This is a genomic window from Pseudomonas sp. H9, assembly GCF_004353925.1.
In the GTDB taxonomy this organism is placed as follows: domain Bacteria; phylum Pseudomonadota; class Gammaproteobacteria; order Pseudomonadales; family Pseudomonadaceae; genus Aquipseudomonas.
On record NZ_SMOK01000047.1, the window covers coordinates 324927 to 345783 of the forward strand.

The window sequence follows — 20857 nt, forward strand, 5'->3', positions numbered from 1 at the left end:
GGCTTGCCCCGCGATTGCGGTTTATCTGTCATATCGCATCGCGGGGCAAGCCCGCTCCCACAGAAGCTGAAACTAGTCTGAAGTGGCTTTGCTTTTGCTGTCCTGCGGCGTCAGCCCCGGCAAAGGCTCGTCTCTGGGCGGGGCCGGCACTTTGATTTGTGGCAGCAGTGGTGAGCCCGGACGCGCATCACCCGCACGCGGAATGCTGCTGGGGGTGATCTGCGGGTACGGTGTCGGTGTCGCGGTCCCCGGTGCTCCCGGTACCGGCGCAATCGGTCGCGGCTGCAAGTCAGCGGCCAGCGCCGGTTGCAGGCAGGCCAGGAACAGGATGGCAGTGGTCGGGCAGCGCATGCGCAGTCTCCTTGAAACACCTTCTGACAGGCTACTCTCAAGCACAGCGCTTTGCCTGTCCGAACAGACCACCAGCACGCTAAACTTCACGGTATAACCGTAACAAGCCCGATAAAAGGTAATCCCATGAGTTCCTCATCCTCTGCCGCCGCCACCGCACGGCTCGACCGTATCCTCGCCGACGCCAAGCGCGACAAGGAGATGGGCTATCGCGACAAAGCCCTGAAAATGTACCCGCATGTCTGCGGCCGTTGCGCCCGTGAGTTCTCCGGCAAGCGCCTGAGCGAGTTGACCGTGCACCACCGTGACCACAACCACGACAACAACCCCCAGGATGGCTCCAACTGGGAGCTGCTGTGCCTGTACTGCCACGACAACGAACACTCGCGCTATACCGACCAGCAGTACTTCAGCGAAGGCTCCACCAGCAGCCCGACCACCGCCAAGGCCACACACAACCCGTTCGCCGGGCTGGCCAGCCTGCTGAAAAAAGACTGAGCAAAATCCCCTGCCCCACGCTGGCCGGCAAGCCCGTATAATCGCGTTCTTTTTTGCGAAGGGCCCCGGCACGTGGCGAACAAACGGTATAGCTGCATTGGTCTGTTCAACCCCAAGTCAGCGGAGAACGTCGGTTCAGTGATGCGCGCTGCGGGTTGCTATGGCGTCAACTCGGTGTTCTACACCGGTAAGCGCTATGAACGTGCGCGCGACTTCGTCACCGACACCAAGCGCGTGCACTACGACATTCCGCTGATCGGCATCGACGATCTGCAAAAAATCATTCCCCTGGGGTGCACCCCAGTGGCGGTGGAGTTGGTCGACGGCGCCCGGCCGCTGCCTGAATACACCCACCCAGACCGCGCCATTTACATCTTTGGCCCCGAAGATGGCTCCCTCGACCCAAGCGTCCGAGCCTGGTGCGAAGAAACCATCTACATCCCGACTCAGGGGTGCATGAACCTTGCGGCCACCGTCAACGTGGTGCTCTACGACCGCCTGGCCAAGGGCCTGAACACGCGTTCCGGGCCAAAGTTCAAATAATCAGCGCAACAGTTTGCTCGACAGCACTTCCGACTGGCGCCCCAGCACGTTTTCGCTGAGCTGGATAAACTCTTCGGTGCTCACCGTGCTCAGGCGCATCAGCGCTCGGGTAACGTCGTCCAGTGAGCGCTGGTTGTGAGAGTGCAGGCGGATTTCCCGGTCCAGCGCCTGCAACAGCAATACCCCGCGCGCGGTCACTGCACTGTCAACTTGATCGCCGCGCAAACTGCTGACCTTGGCGCTGCGGCGCTCAAGAGCAGCCAGCAGCGCCTGGTACCGATCTTCAGAGACGCCCCCCGCACGGCGCAGCAATTCAATGGCGTAATACTCATTGATGCTTTCGCCGATCCAGTCACTGGCCTGACGATCATTGATCTGGGCAAACACATGCACCAGTTCCCGCAACAACGGGCTTGAACCGTTTTCACTGACCAGTGGCCGACTACTGTGCAGGTAGATCGAGTGGTGACCGGCCCGCGTGCCACGCCAGAGTTGATCCCGCGCACCAACCAGCAGCAGTTTCGGCGGATTGCGCGGGAACACGGCCTGCAATTGCGGCCAGACGAAAGTCAGCAGGGTCAGGTTATCCAGCCGGCGCATACCCTGCCCTTGGGGGGCGGCCACACTGACCTCAGTCTCGCCCAGGCGCGCACGTCGGGTGCCGATGGTGCCAGCGACCATCCAGCCAGTGGGTCGGTCGAACAAGCGCGAGACGTTGTCGATACGAAATCGTTGTTTGCCAATCCGGGGCCAGGGCGTCTCGACGCTCTTCCAGCCGCTGGGCAGTTCGAAACTCAGGCGGGCGATTAATTCGGTGCCATCTTGCTGATCGAGGTGCGCCGGGGGAACCAGCTCATCACCGCGAAACAGCGCCCACTCAGGGGTGATCCGGGTTTCGTAGCTGCCGTTACTCAGGGGATGCGCCAAATGCACACGGTAGCTCAGCTGGCTCTTGCCCGGTGAGGGGTGCCACTGCCCACGCAAGCCATCGTCCTGCACCTGCCATTGACCGTCGGCTTTAAAGTCGCTGTAAGCACGCTGCTTGCCCAGATCGAAATCCAGGCTGCGCACCGCCGAGCCTTCAGCCAGGGTCACACGGACCTCAGCCTGCTGGCTTTCAGGTAGCAGACGGACGTGATAATCCAGATTGACCTTCTTTGCCCAGGCCGACGAACTGGCCAACAGGCCCAGAGCCAATAGCCAATGGCACTGCACACGCATACAGAAACTCCTTGTTCCCCAACGCGATTTCCAGCGAGTCAGAGCGACTCAGCCGGCGCGAAAAATCAGATAGTCTTCCCAGTCGTCTTCGTCGACGCTGTTCTCGCTCAACATGCGCCCGGACTGGGAAATACGCTGTTTGTGTACCTGTTTGCGGTCGCCACACACCAAATGGTGCCAGTCAGGCAGATCCTTGCCTTCGCTGATCAGGCGGTAACCGCAGGTGGTCGGCAGCCATTTGAACTGATCCGCCTTGCCCGGCGTCAGCTGGATGCAGTCGGGTACCACCTTGAGTCGATTCGGGTAGTCGCTGCACTGGCAGGTTTTCAGGTCCAGCAGTTTGCAGGCGATACGCGTGTAATAGACGCTGTTGTCGTCTTCATCTTCCAGTTTTTGCAGGCAGCACAGGCCACAGCCATCGCACAGCGACTCCCATTCCTGACGGTCGAGCTGTTCGAGGGTTTTACGCTTCCAGAAGGAATCGGCGCTGGCAATCATGTAACGGGTGTCCTGTTTCAAAAGAGGCGCCGCAGTGCGGCGGCGCCAGTCTAGGGCGAGTCTTGCGTCAATGCCAGACCGCTTGTCAGGGCCGACACGACACAGTAGTTTGGCCGACGATTGCTTACCCCTTTTCAACCGTTCAGGAACTCACCATGAGTGCTAACCCTCGCGTTGCCGACCATGCCATCGACGATCAGTTCATCCAGCGCTGGTCGCCACGCGCCTTCACGGCCGAGCCGATCAGCGAAGCCACCCTGCTGAGTTTCCTTGAAGCCGCGCGCTGGGCGCCGTCTGCGTACAACTCGCAGCCATGGCGCTTCCTCTATGCACGCCGCGACACGCCGAACTGGGAGCGCTACCTGGGCCTGCTCAATGAGTTCAACCGCAGCTGGGCGCAACACGCCTCGGCGCTGGTGATCGTGATCTCCAAGACCACTTTCGCTGCCCCTGGTTCCAGCGAGGAAAAGCCGGCCCTGTGGCACACCTTCGACACCGGTTCTGCCTGGGGCCACCTGGCCTTGCAAGCGAGTATCAGTGGCTGGCACACCCATGGCATGGCGGGCTTCGACCAGGAACTGACACGCAAAGAGCTGAAAATTCCTGAAGGCTATGCCCTGCATGCCGTCGTCGCCGTAGGCAAACTGGGCGACAAAGCCAGCCTGGCAGAAGCCCTGCAGGCCCGTGAAGTGCCTAGCCCACGCCGTTCGCTGAGCGAACTGGCGGCTGAGGGTGACTTCACCTTGTAAAATTGATCGCGGGGCAAGCCCGCTCCCACAAAAACCTGTGGGAGCGGGCTTGCCCCGCGATGCTTTCAGCTAATAACCCCGCTGAAAGTCCACTTCCCCACGCAACCCCTGCCCCGTCTCGTACGCCCGCAGATTCTCGACAAACAGCCGTACCATCGCCGCTGGCGAAGTCGGTGCCGAACTGTGCCCGGTCAACAGTAACCCCAAGGCAGTCCAGAACGGATGGCGCGCCGGCAACGGCTCCTGACGGCAGACATCAATCACCGCTCCCGCCAAATGGCCAAGCTTCAGGGCCTCGACCAAGTCACCGTCTACCACGGCAACACCGCGCCCAGCGTTGATAAACAACGCTTCAGGGTTGAAGCGGGCAAACAGCGCCGCATCGTACAGGTCATGCGTGGCTGGTGTATCCGGCAACAGGTTGACCACGTAATCGACTTCGCCTACCAGACGCCCCAACTCGCTGAGCGCCGCTACTTCGATAAACGGCGCCTGCTCACGGGCCTCGCTGGCGATACCGTACAGCTTGACGCCAAACGGCAGCAGAAACTCGGCAACGCTTTGGCCGATGTCGCCGGTGCCGACAATCAACACTCGGCGCCCTTCCAGGCTACGCCCAAGACGGCCATCCCACTTGCGCTCGACTTGGCTGACCAGACGGGCTAACACCTCGCGCTCGTGTCCGAGCATATAGGTCAGCACATACTCGGCCATGACCTGGCCGAAGATGCCGACCGCACGGGTCAGCCGGTAGTCACGCTGCAAGCCTTTAGCCAGCAGCGGGGTGATTCCGGCCCAGGTCGATTGCAGCCATTGTGGCTGGTGACCTTGGCGCAACAAAGTTGCCAGCAAATCGGGCTGGCCCAGCCACACCGGACATTGAGCCGCCTGATCAGCCAGCTCGGCCGAATCTCCACTGGTAAGCACTTCCAGGTCCGGGGCGGCCTCGCGCAGCAGGCGAGCGTAAAGAGCATGATCCTGTTCAGCGATCAAAACACGCATGTTGTTTACAACCTTGGCAGAAACACTGAAGGCCGCCAGAGGCAAAGCCCTGACGGTATCACAGCAAGCAGGCCGGGCTTAGACCGGGTCGTTGCGACGCAGCAGCTCTTCGGGCAGGTGCTCGATGTACTCGTCCTCGGCTGGCGGCATTTGCAGGTGGTAACCCTGCTGCTCAAGGTTTTCCAGCACCTTGGTGATGTCTTCACGGGCCAGTTGGCGCTCAGGGGTGAGGACCAGATCAAAGGCATGCACGGGCTTGCCGAAAAATGGCAGCAACCCTTCTGGTACGCGCTCCAGGCCGTCAGCCTTGAGCACGTAAAGGTACATTTCGTTCTTGCGGGGGCTCTTATAGATCGAGCAGATGCGTTTCATTGCGGTTCTCCAGCGCTGTCCAGGCAGTCGAGCAGCGCTTGCCCCATACGTTCACGGCGCCAGCCGCGCAACGAATCGGGTAGTTGATAAGGCCCAGAGGGATAACCACTCTTGAGCAGCGACTCAAGGATCTTCTTGCGCAGCATCAGCTCAGGCGCAATGCCCAGGCGCTCGGCCTCGGCTTGACCAATGGCACGCAGTTGTTTGAGCACAGCCGAGGCTTCAATCGGCAGCGGCTCGGGCACAGCCGGTGGCCATTGTGCTGGTGGCAGACTGGCGGCCTGCTTGATCAGTTCCAACAGGAACTCACCGTCCTGACGAATGGTACGCGGGTGCATGTCTTCGATTTTCGCCAGCGCTGACAAAGAGTCCGGCTGGGTTCTGGCCATCGGCCACAAGGCGTTTTCGCGCAGGATCCGGTTGCGCGGCAGGTTGCGGGAACGGGCTTCGCGCTCACGCCAGGCGCACAATTCACGCAACACCGCCAACTGCGCACGGGAGAGCTTCCAGGCCAGCTTGGCGTCACGGTACAGCTCGTAGGGATCGGTTTCCCGACGCAACTGAGCGACCAGTTCGGCGCCATCTTCGAGCACCCAGGCGTTTTTATCGTCCGACAGTTGCGGACGCAGGCGTTCGTAAAGCTCGGCCAGGTGCACGGCATCTTCTGCCGCGTAACTGACCTGAGTTTCCGACAGTGGGCGCTGCAGCCAGTCAGAACGGGTTTCACCCTTGGGCAGCTCGATACCGAGCACTTCCTGAACCAGGCGCGAATAGCCCATGGAGAAGCCCAGGTTCAGGTAGCCGGCAGCCAACTGTGTGTCGAACAGCGGCGCTGGCAAACTACCAGTCAGGCGCGACAAGACTTCAAGGTCTTCGCTGCAGGCGTGCAGCACCTTGATCACCTGAGTGTCTTCCAGCAACTCAGCCAATGGCTGCCAGTTGCCGATGCGAAGGGGGTCGATCAGGAAAGCACGCGCTCCGTCGCCGATCTGGATCAACCCGGCAATCGGATAAAAGGTTTCAACCCGCATGAACTCGGTGTCGACGGCCACGAAGGGCAGTTGGCGCCATTGCAGGCAGTGTTCGGCCAGGCTGCTGTCGTCGCAAATCCAGTGAATATCGATGGCCACAAGGCTCTCCCACAAACAATGGCGCGCAGTATATACGGCGTAGGCCGTTGCCGGTAAATCTGTGGGAGACGCTCTCAACCACCTCGCAGCGCGGTTCAGGCCCGCTTTGCTAACGTCGGCCGGCAACGGGCGAACATGTCTAATTGTTGATCGTAGACCGCTGTACGCACCTGCAACAGGCCGAGCATGGAATGGAACAGGTTGTCCTGGCTCAGCGGTTTGTCACGGACCAGGTTCAAACAATCAGTGTCGACCCCGAACTCCTGGCGATAGCTGTCGGAGAACCATGCCAGCATCGGAACGTGTTTCTGTTGCTCCGGCGCCAGCATATACGGCGTGCCATGCAGGAACAGGTTGTACTCACCCAACGACTCGCCGTGGTCAGAGAGGTACAGCATGGCGGTGTCGACCTTGTCCTGCTTGCTGCGCAGGATATCAATCAGCGAGGCCAGCACATGGTCGGTATAAACCAGGGTGTTGTCGTAGGCATTGATAATACTTTGCTCACTGCACTGGTTCAGCGCATTGCTCGGGCACACGGGGGTGAAGCGCTCATATTGCATCGGATAGCGCTTGAAGTATTCCGGGCCGTGGCTGCCCATCTGGTGCAGAACCAACACCGTGTCTTGTTGCAGGTTATCAATCATCGAGGCCAGGCCTTGCAGCAAGATCTCGTCATGACACTCGCTGTTGGTACACAGCGCCGAATCCTTTGTATTACTGACATCTTCAAATTGCACACGGTCGCAAGTGCCCTTGCAGCCTGATTGATTGTCACGCCAGTGAACACTCAAGCCCGCATGCTGCAACACATCCAGCAGCCCTTCCTGACTCCTGGCTTTGCTGGCCTGATAATCCTTGCGGGTGAAACCCGAGAACATGCAGGGCACCGATACTGCTGTTTCAGTGCCACAGGAGTGAACATCACTGAATGCGATCAGGCCTTGTTCTTTGCTCAATTGCGGTGTGGTGTCACGGCTGTAGCCCAACAACCCGAAGTTCTGTGCCCGGGCACTCTCGCCCACCACCAGCACGGTGAGTGACTTACGTGTGTGCTGCTGCCAGGCCGGGTCACGTTGGGCGTCTTCACCGATCTTGGTAAAGGGCTTGGCCGCAGTGCCAAGCTGTTCACCGACATAACCAATTGAGGCACCCACCACGTTACTCGGCACCAACATCAGGCGAATCTCATGGTGGTTGCGAAACAGCGAAGCCAGGCCCTGGTAATTGAGCAATGCCACCGCACCAAGTAAGGCGATACAGGCAACACTGGCAATCAATTTACCGAGTAATTCGCGGTGCCATACGCGAAAGTTAATCGGTGCCTTATAGAGCAAAAAAGACGGAACAACACCTAATAATAAAACATAGATACCCAGTTTCAGAGAGAGCAAATCACGCACTTCAGCCGGGTTAGTCTCGGCGGTATTGCGCAACATACCCACATCTATCAAAACACCGTATTGATTCATGAAGTAAGCAGCACCAGCACCGGCTACAAACAACACCACCAATACCGGCTTGAGCACTCGACGGAACGCTACAAAGGTCAACACCAGGTTGAAGGCGCAGAAGATCAGCACAGCAAATGCCAAGCGTAGCAAAAGGCCTGAGAAACCGGGCTCGACAATGCCAGACAAGTGATTCCAAAGTACCGAGTTATACGCAACCAGCAGATACAAACTGGCAAACAACGTAACCCATTCGGCCCGCAGTGGTTTGATCTTCAAGATGATGCTCGCTTGGTAATTATTCGTTGAGCGCACCGTTGCGGCACACTTCTTTTACCCAGCGAACGTTAATTAGACTTGCATCAATTTTTTGTGAAAAAGACGCCAACATTTAGTGGGCTGACGCCTATTTCTTCATTACATTTTTTTCACATTAGTTATGCCTACAACACTAACCAGGCAAGTGCAGTTTCGAATAAGCATCCCGATCAATATCCAGCACCTCGACACACAGCTGAATATCCACCCCCGCTGTGCCTGGAACCTCCTCGTTGAGCACCGCCAACAGGCTGGCCGACAATTGCCGCTTCACTTCAGGAGAACGGCCACTGAGGATCGCCAGTTTGATATGGGCAAAAGCCCGCTCGCTCATCGCCGTGCCCACCCGGTAACTGGCCAACGCCACGGCGCGGCTTTTGATATCCAGTTCATCGGCAAATTGACCGCTGCCAACCAAGGCATGGTTCAGGCGTAACAGCAGGCGCTCGACGTTCAGTGCAGGCAGGTTTTCACTGTATTCCACGTGTAGATGAGGCATTGCAGGGGCCTTGGGCTCAGAAATGTTGCAACAGACTACCTCAACCACGAAACCCGACAAACACGGCTATTCTCATAGTTCACGACTTCCACCCCAAACCCCGAGAGGTGAAGAAATGCCGGCCAAGCACGATCTACTCGCAGACCTGGGCATCACCAAGGATGCGTTCGACGCCAAGAAGAAATCCGACTCACGGTTGAGCGAGTTGTGTGACAAGTACAACACCATCGATGCCGAAGTACTCAAGGCAGAATCAAGCAGTGCCAGTGATGATGAGATTACGGTGCTGCGAAAAAAACGCTTGCTGATCAAAGACGAGATTGTCGCCCACGTAAAACCCTGACACCCCTGTTCTCTGTAGGAGCGGGCTTGCCCCGCGACACGGTTTGTCTGGCACACCGCGTCGCGGGGCAAGTCCGCTCCCACAATGGCTTACGACCTGGCCCAGACCACCGGGAACCAGTCTTCACGCATCCGGTCACCGGTGTTCAGGCCGATTCCCGGAAATGGCGGCGAGGTACGACCCGGTCGCTGAATGTAACGCACGTCATCACCCATAAAGCGTGTTGAAAACGCTCGCCGACGGTTGCCACCGGTATTACCAGCCGCGCCGTGTACGGTACGGAAATCGAAGACCACCGCATCACCCGGTTCAAGCTCAGGCGAGAGAATCTCATACTCGCCGTTCTCCACGTCTGGCATGTCCATGAACACGCTTTCACCGGAGCCGGCATCCGTCGCACCGTAAAAATCCTTGTTACTGGCCCAACTTTTCGGCCGCACCGGCTTGGGCCAGCGATGCGAACCCAGCACCACACTCAAGGTGTTGTGGCGAGTCACCGGATCCAGCGGAATCCAGTAACTGGCCGTCTGCAAGCCATCGACACAGTAGTAAGGCAAATCCTGGTGCCAGGGCGTCGGCTTGGAGGTGCCAGGCTCCTTGACCAGAATATGTTCATGGAACACCTGCACTTCACGCGATTGCATCAGCTCACCGGCAATCGCCGCCGCCGGAGAATTGAGCACAAAGTCGGTGAATGCCGGAATACGCTGCCAGTTGCAGTAGTCTTCAAAGAAACGCCCGCCTTCCCCGCTACCGACGTTCTCGATGGCAAAGGCGCTGGGCGCGGCCAGGTTCTGTTCGAAGCCTTCGCGCAAACGCTCGATCCAATCGCTGAAAACGCCGCGTAATACGATGGCTCCATCACGTTGAAACTGTTCGATATCGGCTTTCATCGGGGGGCAGTCCTCTCTTGTTGTAGTGAACAAAAGTATTGGACGCCGGCCTTTGCCCGGTAAACGACACTTTGCCTATTCACCACTATCAGCATTCTGTATGGCCACCCTTATTGTCAGGCCCGGCAATTGGCCGGTTAATAGCCCTGCCTGTCTCCTTCGGCGCCTTGCCACTGAACAATAAGAACAATGAGGAGTTACCTGGGATGAACGATAACAACACCGTCCTGCGGCGGGGTTTGAGCACCCGTCATATCCGCTTTATGGCACTCGGTTCTGCGATTGGTACCGGGCTTTTCTATGGCTCCGCCTCGGCGATCAAACTGGCAGGGCCTTCGGTACTGCTGGCTTACTTGATTGGTGGTGCGGCCATTTACATGATGATGCGCGCCTTGGGCGAGATGGCTGTGCGCAATCCGGTATCAGGTTCCTTCGGCCAATATGCAAGTCAGTACCTGGGACGCTTTCCAGGCTTTTTAACCGGCTGGAGTTATGCCTTCTCCATGCTGGTGGTGTGCCTGGCAGACGTCACCGCCTTCGGTGTTTACATGGGCTTCTGGTTCCCAGAGACGCCACGCTGGATCTGGGTACTGGGCATCGTGTTTTTCATCGGCGCCTTGAATCTATGCAGCGTCAAAGTGTTCGGCGAGATGGAATTCTGGCTGTCGCTGCTGAAGGTTACCGCGATTGTGTCGATGATTCTGGCTGGGGCCGCCGTGCTGATGTTCGGCATCCAGTTGGGTGGCTCTGGCGAGACACTGGCCACGGTCAGCAACCTGTGGAGCAACGGTGGTTTCTTCCCCAATGGCTTGAGCGGCATGATTGCCTCGTTCACGGTGGTGATGTTTGCCTTCGGTGGGGTCGAGATGATCGGCATCACCGCTGGTGAAGCCAAAGACCCGCAACGCGTCATTCCGAAAGCCATCAACTCGGTGCCACTGCGCATTCTGTTGTTCTACGTGTTCACCTTGTTCGTGCTGATGTCGATCTACCCCTGGACCCGCATCGGCAGCGAAGGCAGCCCCTTCGTGCAAATCTTCAGCGGCCTGGGCATCGAATCGGCGGCCACTTTGTTGAACATCGTGGTGATTTCGGCGGCAGTGTCGGCGATCAACAGCGATATATTCAGTGCTGGGCGCATGATGTACGGCATGGCCCAGAACGGTCAGGCACCGGCCGGTTTCTCGCGCCTGTCGCGCTTTGGCGTACCGTGGATGACCGTGGTGGTGATGGCGATCGCGCTGCTGTTCGGTGTGTTGCTCAATTACCTGGCGCCCCAGAACCTGTTCTTGATCCTCGCAGCGGTGGTGACTTTCTCGATTGTCTGGGTGTGGTTGATGATCTTGCTGTCGCAAATGGTCATGCGCCGTGGCATGAGTACTGACGAAGTGGCCAAACTGCACTTCCCAGTGCCCTTCTGGCCAGTAGGCCCTGCCTGCGCGGCACTGTTCATGCTGTTCATCTTCGGTGTGCTGGCCTGGTTCCCCGATACCCGCATGGCCCTGTACGTTGGCATCGGTTGGTTGGTGCTGCTGTCGGTGGGCTACTGGATGTGCATTGCACGCAAAGGCAAAGCACTGCTGCCTGCAGCTGATCCGGCAAGCTGAGTCACACCGCAAACTGCTCGCTTGCCCAGTCGAGAAATGCCTGCGCCGCAGCAGACGGGCGCATGGCACTGGACTGGGCCAACACCACTGGCTGTGGGCTTACGCTTTCGAGCAACGGCCGACAGGCCAGTGGTTTGCCGTCATAGCTGCAATCCCCCACCGGTCGCGTGCACGACAACGCCACGCCATAACCATGGGCGACCAGCCCACGCTGCATCTCGAAGGTTTGGGTCAACTGCGTCGTTGCCGGCTGTAAGTCGTGAGCCCAGAACAGCGACAGGAAGTACTCCCGGGTTCTGGCGATGTCTTCGAGAATCAGGCATTCGCCAGCCAGATCGACCAGCGAAACCTTCTCTTGCAATGCCAACGGATGATCGGCCGGCAGTAACGCATAAGGCGCCAACTGCGCCAGCACGCGTTTTTCAATCGGCGAGTCGAGCCCCACATCGTAAGTCAGCGCCAGCTCTGCCTTGCCGTCGCTCAGGCGGCGATTGACTTCGGCCAGGTCGGCTTCGAACAGGGTGATGGTGACGTCTGGATGACGCTGACGAAAGCCGCTCAACAAACGTGGTGCGTAATACGGGCCGAGGTCCTGGAAACAGATCAGGCTCAAGGCTCCACGCACCGGCGCCTGCTCCTGGCTGTTACCGCTGATGGCAGTCGCCAGGTTGAGCATGTCGCGCGCCTGCTCCAGCAGTTTGCGCCCGGCCGGTGTCAGTTCCAGGCCACGGCTGACCTGACGGTGAAAGAGCTTTTCACCCAGAGTCGCTTCCAACTGCGACAACGCCAGCGACACCGATGGCTGAGAGATGTGTTTGGCACGCGCCGCAGCGCTGACGCTACCTTGCTCGGCGGCGGCTACGAAGTACTCCAACTGACGCAAGGTAAAGCCAATCATCGCAAAGCCCCGACAGCAGGTTGGACATTCGCGGGGCAAGCCCGCTCCCACAAAAGCCTGTGCCTGTGGGAGCGGGCTTGCCCCGCGATCAGCGGATTACCGATCCTTCACCGCCTCCGCCGGAGGCTCATTGCCTTGGGCACTGCCCCAGATCTCTGCATCGATCTTCCCCTCAAGCTCCGGGTAATCCTTGGCGTTGAATTCCGGCGTACCCACCGCGTTCTGGGCGAAGTAATCGCGGGTCAGCTTGATCACCACACCCGACAGCAAGCAGATGGCAATCAGGTTGATGGTCGCCATCAGGCCCATTGCCGCATCAGCTGCATCGAACACGGTGGCCACACTTTCGTAAGCGCCCCAGACCACCATCAACAACGCAGCACTGCGCAGCACAGTCAGGCCCAGGCGCGTGTTCAGTTTCAGGTACACCATGGCGTTTTCGGCGTAGGTGTAGTTACCAATGATGGAGGTAAAGGCAAAGAAGAAAATCGCGATGGCAATGAAATACTGCCCAGCCCAGCCGATGTGCTCGTTCATGGCCGCTTGCGTCAGTGGCGTGCCGGTCATCTCAGGCCCTGGCACAACGCCGGACAGCAGAATCATGACAGCGGTAGCAGTACAGATCAGCAAGGTATCGATGAACACGCCCAGCGCTTGCACGAACCCTTGCGAAGATGGGTGATGCGGATTGGGGGTTGCCACAGCCGCAATGTTCGGCGCCGAACCCATGCCCGCCTCGTTGGAGAACAATCCGCGCTTGACGCCGTTAAGCAACGCCCCGGCTACACCGCCGACCGCCGACTCCAAGCCGAAGGCACTTTTGACAATCAGCATCAGCACCCCAGGCACTTCACTGATATTGGTGATAATCACATAGACCGCTACCAGCAAGTAAGCTCCGGCCATGAACGGCACGATCCACTCAGCAATACGCGCGATCTTCTTGATGCCGCCGAAAATCACCAACCCGGCCAGCACGGCCACAACCACACCGGTGGTCAGCTTGGGCACGCCAAACGCGCCCAGGGTCGCATCGGCAATGGAGTTGGCTTGCACCGCACCAAACACCAGGCCAAAAGCGATGATCAAGCACACCGAAAAGATCACCGCAGCCCAAGGCGCGTTTAATCCTCTGGCGATGTAGAACGCCGGGCCACCACGATATTCCCCATTGCTGTTGCGTACTTTGTACAACTGCGCCAGGGTGCTTTCGGCATAGGCAGTTGCCATACCTAACGAAGCCACCACCCACATCCAGAACACTGCACCCGGTCCACCGAGGGTAATGGCTACGGCTACACCCGCAAGGTTACCGGTGCCGACCCGCGACGCCAGGCTGGTACACAACGCCTGGAACGGCGTGATGCCACTCGCATCATTGGCCGGAGCGCGCAGTACCGAGCGGAAGAACTCGGGCAAATGGCGAAACTGAATAAAGCCCAAACGAACTGTGAAGTAGATACCTGCAGCCAGCAGGCCATAGATCAGGACATACCCCCAGAAGAAGGTATTGAGTGCGTTGATCACGGCGGTCATTGTCTGTTCCCAAATCAAGCGCAGGGCCGGTAAAAGGCCCTGCTCAGTCTGTAAAGCACCGGCGTCAGCAGACGATCCGTGCCTTTTTCAATGTGGAAGGCCTGTCACAACGGGAGACGCCCACTGTTTCAGCAAAGCATTACGGCACCACCGGCTGGGTGATGAATGAGGTCGATTTTACCAAGCGCTGTACGACCAACTCACATAAGGGCATGTATGGGTCGTACGCTGTAGGTGGGCATAGTAGCAGAACTCGCCGCCACCTTCCTGACGGGGCTTGTTGCAGAATCCCACAGGCTCAACGCGATAGTGGCCGGGGAATGGCACAGGGTATGTAAGCTTAAACTGATCATTGCGTAGGAACTTGCGATGAACCCAAACGCTTAGGGTGATTTTCCATCACCCGCTAGCACTAGAGTCCATCGCAAACATGCCTGACTCGACGGTGTTACCGCGTACCACGCTGGCGCAACGCCGAAGGCATGAAGTAGGCGTCTTCAGGGATCGGCTGGGAGAAATCCACCGTCTGCTGTTCTTCGTTATCCAGGTTCTGCACGTAGTAACGACGTGCCTGCAGATCATGGAAGACGTCCAGCGAACTCCAGGTAGTCGGCAAGTCGTAGAAGTTCTTCAGGTAGCCCATCGACACCCGCCACAACTGCCCACGACCGTCATACTGGTCTACCAGTGCTGCGCCCCAGCTGTCTTCGTCGAGAAACAGCACGCGCTTGGAATAGATGTGCCGCGATCCGGCTTTCAGCGTGCCTTCGACTACCCATACCCGATGCAGCTCATAGCGGGTGTGCTTGGGATTGAGGTGCCCCGGCATCAGCAGATCGGCGTACTTCACCTCAGGGCTTGAAACTTTGTAGTTGTTGTACGGAATGTAAATCTCTTTTTTACCCACCAGCTTCCAGTCGTAACGGTCCGGTGAGCCGTTGAACAGGTCAGTATCGTCTGCTGTACGCAAACCGTCTGACGAGGCAATCGGCGTGTCGTACGCCAGGTTCGGCGCGCGTCGCACACGACGCTGACCGGCATCGTAGATCCAGGCCTGACGTGGCTCGGCGATCTGGTCCAGGGTTTCATGCACCAGCGTTGCACCTCCGGCCAGCCGCGCCGGGCTCTTCACGAAGGTCAGGTAGTAGAACAGGATGTTTTTCAGGTCAGCGTACTGCCCACCCGGGCGATAGTAATTGAACATCCCTTCCTGTTGCGCGGTCACCAGCGCAAAACTGCCGTTGCGCTGCACCGGCGCTTCGGAAGCTCGCCGCACGACATAGATGCCACGATAACGGGTGATGTGGTTCCACAACGCTTCGACGCCATCTTTAGGGATCGGGAACGGTACGCCGCCATAAGCGTCGCTGAAGCCGTTACCCCCCTCCAGCAGCTTGGCCGACGTGGCGTTCTTGAAGGTGTTGTCGTACAACCACTGCGGGGCCGAGCCGGAACGGCGGCTAGGGTATACCGGCATCTGGAAGGTGTCGGGGTAGCTGTTGAACAGCGCAATCTGCCCGGCACTCAACTGGTCTTTGTACTGCTCCAGATTGGCCTTGGTAATCGTGAACAACGGCTTGTCGGCGGCAAAGGGGTCGATATGGTGTTTGCCCGGCACATAACCTGCCGGCGCCTGGGTGATACCGCCGTCCCAGGCTGGGATGGTACCGGCAGCGTTACCCGCACGCTCGGCGCCCAATGGCGTCAGGGTGGTTTTCAGTTGCTCGGCCTGCTGGGGCGAAACCGCCGCCAGCGCCCCGCCAGCCGCCAGGCTCAGGACCAGCGCCAGGCCGGTCTTGAGCAGTCGTGGTGTGTGAAGCATGAACGTTCTCCGAATTGAAACCGGACCGCAGGCCTTAAAGCCGGCGCTCACAGGAAGTACTTGAGGTTGAAGCCAACGTTGTCACGGTCACGTATGGTGTTGTTCTGGCCACCACCGAAGAACTCGGTGTACTGCAACTCGGCCTCCAGCTTGTTCTGGTAGTTGGCCTTGACCCCCAGGGTGTAGGCCTTGCGCCCCTCAATGATGTTGCCCGCCTGATAGCTGTTACCTTCAAAGTCTTCCTTGTAGACAACATAGGGCGAGACGTTGACCCCGGCATACACGTCGTTCCAGGTACCGTTGAACATCGCCGTATAGCTGTAGGAGTTGCGATTGACCTGGTCGCCACGCTCACCGCCAGACACATAGGAATAGTTACCGCTACCGGCGTAATAACGGTTGCTGCCGTCATAGGCGGTGTATTGCAAGCTGCTGCCGCGCAAATGCTCGGACGCTACCTCGAACACGCCGAAGATCGAGTCGAACGACAGGCCGGAGCCAAAGTTGTAGATGCTGCCCAACGAGGCGTTGAAGGCTTCCACTCGTTCAGCGTTGTTGATCTGGCTGTCGAGCTGAACCATCTGCCCACCGACGTTGATGGTCTGGCCGGCTGCGGCGGCGGCAGCGCCATTGGCTAGGTCGCCGATCAGGTCGTTGGTCGCGGCGACTCCGATGGGCAAGTTGGGCCGGTAAGCCAGCTCACCAAACACAGACGCCTGCCCTACCGTGGTGTTGAAGCTGAAGCCGTACATGCGGATGTCTTCAGCGTAACGGCGATGGGCCTGAATGTTGCCCATCACATCAGCGGTCGCCAGACCACCCGCCAGCGCCCCGGCCTGGCTACCGGCCACACCGGCCAGCAGGTTGGCCAGCGCGTTCATGTCGATACCCTGATAACCGCCCAGGTCAGCGGCGATGGTCGGCTCCTTGGCGTGGTAGTTGACCATGTACAGGCCGAACTCGGTGCTGTTGAGTTCTTCGGCAATGTAGCGGAAGGCGAAGCCGAACTGCCCGTCGTTGCGGGCATTGATGTCTTTGCCGATGGTCGCCACCTTCAGCGTAGTGCCGAACGCTGGTGTCACACCGTTGGCATAAAGGCCGGTACTGCCTAGCACCTGCCGGAAGAACGGATCGTTACCCAGCGCGCCATACAGGTCGATAACGTTGCCAAAACCAGGCACCGGTGTGTCCAGGGCGGTGCCACTGAAGTTGTTGTAGGCGGTGTTGCCGCCATCGGCGAACAGGTCGGTTTGGGAGTAGAAGGTACCGACCGGGTCGATACGGGTTTCCTTCCAGTTGGTCTGGTAGAAACTCTCCATCGTCAGGTTGTCAGTCAGGCCGATGTTGAAGCTCACCGCCTCCACTGGCAGCAGCACTTCCTTGACCTCAGCGCCCGGCAAGCGGAACCTGGCCGCGTCCACCGGGTTGGTGGTGTTGATACCACCGCGATAGAACATACCCTCACCCCAGTTGAACACCTGGCGCCCCAGGCGTGCCGTCACCGGCATTTTCGCCACGTCCCAGCTGCCATAGACATAGGCGTCGAGCATCTCGATCCGGCTGCCGGCAATGTCGCGGGTTTCGTCGGTGAAACGGTCGTCCTTGGGGTAGTTCTGGCTCGGTTGCGACGGGTTGTTGTTGCTGTAGTAATCGTTGCGCTTGTCCATCAACTGGGTGTCATAGAACGCGCTGCCGCGCATGAACACACCGTAGTTTTTGTAGTTGGCTTCCAGCTCCGAGGTGATCTTGAACACCTCCGAAACCAACCCGGTGTCGAAGTTACGATTGCCATCGTTGGTGTTGATGTCATCGTTGCTTTTGTCCCGCCCCTGCACCCGCCACAAACGGCCATAAGACAAGGTACTGTCGAATGAGCCGGTGACCTGATTGTCGAGCACACTGAACTCGACGGCGTGAGCCCCCTCTAGTGTGAAAAGCTGCAACGCCCCAGCCAGCCCAACCCCGGATATCATCGCGCCGGATTGGCGTGTTCGAATCCCCATGGTGTGTCCTCCCTTTGCGGATCTTGTTGTTTTTTGTGTCTGGTCAGCGGCTAGGGTGCGGCCTTGCCTGCAGCGGATGGCGCCAGCCCTGCCCGGACATAGATCCGGCTGTGCGCACCAAAATGCTCCAGCAACTCGAACAGCTGCTGGTTGAGTTGTGGGTGGTCGTAGTCTTCGCGCTGTACCTGATTTCCCGCGCTGAAACTGCTGCTGGCAGGTGCGCTGGCCAACCACTGACCGATGACGTCATCAAACGCCGCACCGGCGTCGGCAGACTGAGCGCTGACCACTTCGCGCAGGTAGTCCACTGAATACGGTGGATAGCTGGCGTCTTGCGCGGTATCGGCGTAGGCCTGGATCATCGGATGCACCTGCTGCCCGCTGCGCAACAGGCGATAGAGCCAGGCGGCCTGATACTTCTCCACTTCCATATGCCGCGTGGCGACCCGCTCAATGGCTTCGTGCTTGCTGCTGGCAAAGCCGGCCAGGGCTTTGGCTTCCATCAGCAACATACTCAACAGGCCCACCCCTGGCAGTGGCTTGGCGTGATACGGCTGGGTCAGGTCCTGAACGTGATGCAGGCCCCAGCCGAGAAAACGGTAGCCCCAGTAGGAATGGCCGGTGGCAAACGCCAGCCGTGCCAGGCCCAGGTATTGGTAGGCACGCCAGTCTGGCCAGCTGCGCTCGAGAAAACCGGCGGCGGCATAGACCACCGGGTTTTCATGAAAAAAGCCCATATGGAACGGCGCCTGCGAGCTGTACTGAAAGCGCTCATCGCCAAAAGGCTGCGGGCCAAAGCCATAGAGCGCCGCCACCTCACCGGCGTTGTCACTGAACAAATTGATGTCGTGACCGTAATCCGGTTCATCGGCGGCGCTGGCCAGTACCGCCAGCGGCGCGACTTTCTCGCCCTCAGCCAACTGAATAAAACGCTGGCGATTCCACGGCGAGAGGGTCTGCTCGACCATCACCTGTTCGGCCTTGAGGTGTTTGCGTTGCGGCAGGTCTTGCCCTGGCAGCGGCTGAATGGCCATCGCCAAATGGATCTCTGGATTGACCCGCAAAGCCATGAGGAAAGCCTGGCGCGGATTGTCACCTGGCATGGCAGGCAGTTTCAGGTTGTCGGGCCGTGGTGGGTATTGGGCAAAGTGCTGGCGGGCGAAGCGCTCCTGCTCGTCCAGTAATTGCACGATGGCAGGGTATTGCTGCGAAAGAAAACGCTCCAGCGGTTCGACTTCAACCAACGCCGCTTCGTGCAAGGCTGGCAGGTTTTGCAAGGCGAGGTAGCTGCCTACCGTATGGTTCGACCAACCCCAGGCAGCAGGTGCGACGCTACAGAGCAGCAGGAGGAGAGTTTTCAGCTTCATGCTTTTGTTCTTATTGGATGTCCTTGAGGGCTGAGCCTAACAACCGGCCCTGCCCCTGACACTGTCCAATGTCGCCAAAAAAACTCTCCAATAGCGCCACGCCGCTGCTCTTTTGGGGAATACGATGCAACTGACAAACCGCCATATCACGGGGCAAGCCCGCTCCTACAGGGCCTGCTGCTACGCTGGGTAGCCGGTGATTTGCCGAATGCTCTGGTACAGCGGCTTGAGCCGACGGTACATGCGCAAGTACACCTCGCTGTACAACCGCTCATACACTTGCTGCGCCTCAGGCTGGGGCTTGAACACTGCCCCCACCCGTGTCATCGCCGCAATCGCGGTAGAAAAGTCGGGATGCAGGCCAAGCCCCACCGCGCAACAAATCGCCGCGCCCAAGCCTGAGGCCTCATACACATGCGGGCGCTCTGCCGGCAGGCCGAAGATATCGGCCGTCAGTTGCATCGCCGCATCGCTCTGTGAGCCACCCCCTGCAACACGTAAACGCGTAATCGACTGTTTCGAGCGTTTCTCCAGCTTCTCCTTGCCCTGACGCAAGGCGTAGGCCAGCCCTTCGAGAATCGCCCGGTAAATATGCGCTCGGGTATGCACGTCACCAAAGCCGATCATCGCCCCCTTGGCCTCCACACCCGGCTCACGAATGCCCGGTGACCAGTACGGCTGCAGCATCAGTCCCATGGAACCTGGGGGCACCGCATTGACCAACTCATCAAACAATTGCTCCGGTTCCAGCCCCTGCTCCTTGGCTTGCTGCATTTCCCGCAGGCCGAACTCATGCTTGAACCAACTGACCATCCAGTAGCCGCGGTAGATCATCACTTCGCAGTTGTATTGGTCCGGTATCGACGCTGGATAGGGAGGAATCAACGGCACGATTTCCAGGTAACGCGAACGTGTCGTGGTAATCGTCGCCGTGGTGCCGTATGACAGGCACACTGTGGACGGGTCAACCACACCTGCGCCCAGCACCTCACACGCCTTGTCGGCCCCTGCAGCGATCAGCGCAATCCCCTCGGGAATGCCAGTAGCCCGGCTCGCTTCGGCGCTGATATGGCCCAGGGTTTCGCCGGGTTTGAGCAGTGTCGGCAATTGCTCCGGGCGCACCGCCAGCGCTTGCCATTTCCAGTCTTTAGGTGCGGCCCAGCGTAGTCGTTTGAAATCGAATGGCAGGTAGCCCACGCAACAACCCACCGAATCAACGAAACGCCCGCACAGGCGATGGGTGAGAAAACCCGAGAGCAGCAAAAACTTGTCGGTCGCGGCCCACACTTCGGGCTGGTGTTGGGCGATCCAGTTGGCTTCGGCCTGAGCGCGAAAGTAATCCACGGTGCCCTGCGCACCAACCAGTTTGAACAACCATCCCCATGGCCCTTTGATCCCACCCTCAACTTCGGCCTGACGCTGATCGAGCCAAAGAATGGCTGGACGCAGTGCTTTGCCCTGGGCATCGACGTTGATCACCGTGCCGCGCTGGGTGGTCAGTGACACGCCTACGATCTGCGAACGATCAATGTCGGTTTGTTGCCACAACAGCTGGCAAGCTTCCCCCAGCTTGGCCCAGTAATAGTCCGGATCTTGCTCGGCCCAGCCGGGATGAGGCGACGTGTAGGCCTGCAACTCGACTTTGCCCTTGCCCAACAGGTTGCCCTGCAAATCGAACAGCAAGGCGCGCACGCTTTGGGTGCCATTGTCGATTGCCAACACATAGCGCTTATTCTTGTCGTTATCCATGGAGCTC

The 20857-nt window shown here is 58.8% G+C and carries 20 protein-coding genes; 5 read left to right on the forward strand and 15 right to left on the reverse strand.

Annotated elements, in window-relative coordinates:
* Window positions 1–72: 72 nt before the first annotated feature.
* Entirely contained in the window at window positions 73–351 is a 279-nt protein-coding gene (locus E1573_RS26310) for a hypothetical protein (RefSeq protein ID WP_133217457.1), read from the reverse strand.
* Window positions 352–477: 126 nt separating this feature from the next.
* On the opposite strand from E1573_RS26310, the gene E1573_RS26315 reads away from it, so the two are divergent.
* Complete coding sequence (locus tag E1573_RS26315; protein WP_133217458.1) at window positions 478–849, forward strand: YajD family HNH nuclease; 372 nt, start codon at window positions 478–480, stop codon at window positions 847–849.
* Window positions 850–921: 72 nt separating this feature from the next.
* Complete coding sequence (locus tag E1573_RS26320; protein WP_038613734.1) at window positions 922–1392, forward strand: RNA methyltransferase; 471 nt, start codon at window positions 922–924, stop codon at window positions 1390–1392.
* Here E1573_RS26320 and E1573_RS26325 read toward each other — a convergent pair whose 3' ends face one another.
* Window positions 1393–2607 carry a hypothetical protein gene (locus tag E1573_RS26325; RefSeq protein WP_133217525.1) on the reverse strand — a complete coding sequence of 405 codons (1215 nt, stop codon included), beginning with the start codon at window positions 2605–2607 and terminating at the stop codon, window positions 1393–1395.
* A gap of 54 nt (window positions 2608–2661) precedes the next feature.
* Entirely contained in the window at window positions 2662–3111 is a 450-nt protein-coding gene (locus E1573_RS26330; protein ID WP_133217459.1) for a YcgN family cysteine cluster protein, read from the reverse strand.
* 155 nt (window positions 3112–3266) lie between these two features.
* Between E1573_RS26330 and E1573_RS26335 the strand changes: the two genes are divergently transcribed.
* Complete coding sequence (locus E1573_RS26335) at window positions 3267–3860, forward strand: nitroreductase family protein (protein WP_133217460.1); 594 nt, start codon at window positions 3267–3269, stop codon at window positions 3858–3860.
* Window positions 3861–3929: 69 nt separating this feature from the next.
* Here E1573_RS26335 and E1573_RS26340 read toward each other — a convergent pair whose 3' ends face one another.
* From E1573_RS26340 to E1573_RS26360, 5 genes are all read right to left on the reverse strand, one after another.
* Window positions 3930–4862, reverse strand: a complete 933-nt coding sequence (locus E1573_RS26340) for a D-2-hydroxyacid dehydrogenase (RefSeq protein WP_133217461.1) — start codon at window positions 4860–4862, stop codon at window positions 3930–3932.
* 78 nt (window positions 4863–4940) lie between these two features.
* Window positions 4941–5234 carry a YcgL domain-containing protein gene (locus E1573_RS26345; protein ID WP_133217462.1) on the reverse strand — a complete coding sequence of 98 codons (294 nt, stop codon included), beginning with the start codon at window positions 5232–5234 and terminating at the stop codon, window positions 4941–4943.
* Complete coding sequence (rnd, locus tag E1573_RS26350; RefSeq protein ID WP_133217463.1) at window positions 5231–6364, reverse strand: ribonuclease D; 1134 nt, start codon at window positions 6362–6364, stop codon at window positions 5231–5233. Before rnd ends, E1573_RS26345 begins: the two co-directional genes overlap by 4 nt.
* Before the next feature lie 95 nt (window positions 6365–6459).
* A complete protein-coding gene (locus E1573_RS26355) occupies window positions 6460–8097 on the reverse strand; it encodes a phosphoethanolamine transferase (RefSeq protein WP_133217526.1) in 1638 nt (545 codons plus the stop codon).
* Between the two features lie 169 nt (window positions 8098–8266).
* Entirely contained in the window at window positions 8267–8632 is a 366-nt protein-coding gene (locus E1573_RS26360) for a 5-carboxymethyl-2-hydroxymuconate Delta-isomerase (protein ID WP_133217464.1), read from the reverse strand.
* Between the two features lie 115 nt (window positions 8633–8747).
* Here E1573_RS26360 and E1573_RS26365 point away from each other — a divergent pair, with 115 nt between their 5' ends.
* Complete coding sequence (locus E1573_RS26365; RefSeq protein WP_133217465.1) at window positions 8748–8975, forward strand: YdcH family protein; 228 nt, start codon at window positions 8748–8750, stop codon at window positions 8973–8975.
* Between the two features lie 89 nt (window positions 8976–9064).
* Here the strand turns inward: E1573_RS26365 and E1573_RS26370 are convergent, their stop codons facing one another.
* Complete coding sequence (locus tag E1573_RS26370) at window positions 9065–9868, reverse strand: phytanoyl-CoA dioxygenase family protein (protein WP_133217466.1); 804 nt, start codon at window positions 9866–9868, stop codon at window positions 9065–9067.
* 206 nt (window positions 9869–10074) lie between these two features.
* Here E1573_RS26370 and E1573_RS26375 point away from each other — a divergent pair, with 206 nt between their 5' ends.
* Window positions 10075–11475 carry an amino acid permease gene (locus tag E1573_RS26375; RefSeq protein WP_133217467.1) on the forward strand — a complete coding sequence of 467 codons (1401 nt, stop codon included), beginning with the start codon at window positions 10075–10077 and terminating at the stop codon, window positions 11473–11475.
* A gap of 1 nt (window position 11476) precedes the next feature.
* Here E1573_RS26375 and E1573_RS26380 read toward each other — a convergent pair whose 3' ends face one another.
* The 6 genes from E1573_RS26380 to E1573_RS26405 form a co-directional block, all read right to left on the reverse strand.
* Window positions 11477–12373, reverse strand: a complete 897-nt coding sequence (locus E1573_RS26380; RefSeq protein WP_133217468.1) for a LysR substrate-binding domain-containing protein — start codon at window positions 12371–12373, stop codon at window positions 11477–11479.
* 96 nt (window positions 12374–12469) lie between these two features.
* A complete protein-coding gene (locus E1573_RS26385) occupies window positions 12470–13909 on the reverse strand; it encodes a sodium:alanine symporter family protein (protein ID WP_133217469.1) in 1440 nt (479 codons plus the stop codon).
* Between the two features lie 448 nt (window positions 13910–14357).
* Window positions 14358–15731, reverse strand: coding sequence for a DUF1329 domain-containing protein (locus E1573_RS26390; protein ID WP_133217470.1), 1374 nt, complete (start codon window positions 15729–15731; stop codon window positions 14358–14360).
* A 47-nt stretch (window positions 15732–15778) separates the two neighbouring features.
* Window positions 15779–17734 (reverse strand): DUF1302 domain-containing protein, encoded by a 1956-nt coding sequence (locus E1573_RS26395; protein WP_133217471.1) that lies wholly within the window; start codon window positions 17732–17734, stop codon window positions 15779–15781.
* 50 nt (window positions 17735–17784) lie between these two features.
* Window positions 17785–19101, reverse strand: a complete 1317-nt coding sequence (locus E1573_RS26400; RefSeq protein WP_133217472.1) for a phospholipase — start codon at window positions 19099–19101, stop codon at window positions 17785–17787.
* A 180-nt stretch (window positions 19102–19281) separates the two neighbouring features.
* The gene (locus tag E1573_RS26405; RefSeq protein WP_133217473.1) at window positions 19282–20850 is read right to left on the reverse strand and encodes an FGGY-family carbohydrate kinase; all 1569 of its coding nucleotides are present in this window, start codon (window positions 20848–20850) and stop codon (window positions 19282–19284) included.
* Window positions 20851–20857: the final 7 nt, after the last annotated feature.